Origin of the sequence: Kitasatospora sp. NPDC058243, assembly GCF_042882025.1 — a bacterium.
In the GTDB taxonomy this organism is placed as follows: Bacteria; Actinomycetota; Actinomycetes; order Streptomycetales; family Streptomycetaceae; genus Kitasatospora.
This window is the reverse complement of record NZ_JBHVWW010000140.1, coordinates 1,802-3,182: the sequence shown is the minus strand read 5'-3', so window position 1 is coordinate 3,182 and position 1,381 is coordinate 1,802. Positions and strand designations below refer to the sequence as shown.

Genomic DNA, 1,381 nt, shown 5'->3' with positions numbered 1-1,381 from the left:
ATTGTTCGGCGGCGTCCTACTCTCCCACAGGGTCCCCCCTGCAGTACCATCGGCGCTGTAAGGCTTAGCTTCCGGGTTCGGAATGTAACCGGGCGTTTCCCTCACGCTATGACCACCGAAACACTATGAAACTGTCAACCGCACCAACCCCGTAGCCAAACGGGTTGGGGTCGTTGTTTCAGAACAACACAGTGGACGCGAGCAACTGAGGACAAGCCCTCGGCCTATTAGTACCGGTCAACTCCACCCCTCACAGGGCTTCCATATCCGGCCTATCAACCCAGTCGTCTACTGGGAGCCTTACCCTCTCAAGGAGGTGGGAGTGCTCATCTCGAAGCAGGCTTCCCGCTTAGATGCTTTCAGCGGTTATCCCTCCCGAACGTAGCCAACCAGCCATGCCCTTGGCAGGACAACTGGCACACCAGAGGTTCGTCCGTCCCGGTCCTCTCGTACTAGGGACAGCCCTTCTCAACACTCCTACGCGCACAGCGGATAGGGACCGAACTGTCTCACGACGTTCTAAACCCAGCTCGCGTACCGCTTTAATGGGCGAACAGCCCAACCCTTGGGACCTACTCCAGCCCCAGGATGCGACGAGCCGACATCGAGGTGCCAAACCATCCCGTCGATATGGACTCTTGGGGAAGATCAGCCTGTTATCCCCGGGGTACCTTTTATCCGTTGAGCGACGGCGCTTCCACAAGCCACCGCCGGATCACTAGTCCCTACTTTCGTACCTGCTCGACCCGTCAGTCTCACAGTCAAGCTCCCTTGTGCACTTACACTCAACACCTGATTGCCAACCAGGCTGAGGGAACCTTTGGGCGCCTCCGTTACTCTTTAGGAGGCAACCGCCCCAGTTAAACTACCCACCAGACACTGTCCCTGATCCGGATCACGGACCCAGGTTAGACATCCAGCACGACCAGAGTGGTATTTCAACGACGACTCCACAACAACTGGCGTTGCTGCTTCAAAGTCTCCCACCTATCCTACACAAGCCGAACCGAACACCAATATCAAGCTATAGTAAAGGTCCCGGGGTCTTTCCGTCCTGCTGCGCGAAACGAGCATCTTTACTCGTAATGCAATTTCACCGGGCCTATGGTTGAGACAGTCGAGAAGTCGTTACGCCATTCGTGCAGGTCGGAACTTACCCGACAAGGAATTTCGCTACCTTAGGATGGTTATAGTTACCACCGCCGTTTACTGGCGCTTAAGTTCTCAGCTTCGCCCCACCGAAATGGAGCTAACCGGTCCCCTTAACGTTCCAGCACCGGGCAGGCGTCAGTCCGTATACATCGCCTTACGGCTTCGCACGGACCTGTGTTTTTAGTAAACAGTCGCTTCTCGCTGGTCTCTGCGGCCACCCCCAGCTCAG

The 1,381-nt window shown here is 56.3% G+C and carries 2 rRNA genes (1 of these 2 only partly in view); both read right to left on the bottom strand.

Going from position 1 to position 1,381, the window contains the following annotated elements:
- Nucleotides 1-3: 3 nt before the first annotated feature.
- A 5S ribosomal RNA gene (gene rrf, locus ACFVX9_RS39550) occupies nt 4-120 on the bottom strand.
- A gap of 87 nt (nt 121-207) precedes the next feature.
- Nucleotides 208-1,381, bottom strand: a 23S ribosomal RNA gene (locus ACFVX9_RS39545); it runs 1,709 nt beyond the window's last position.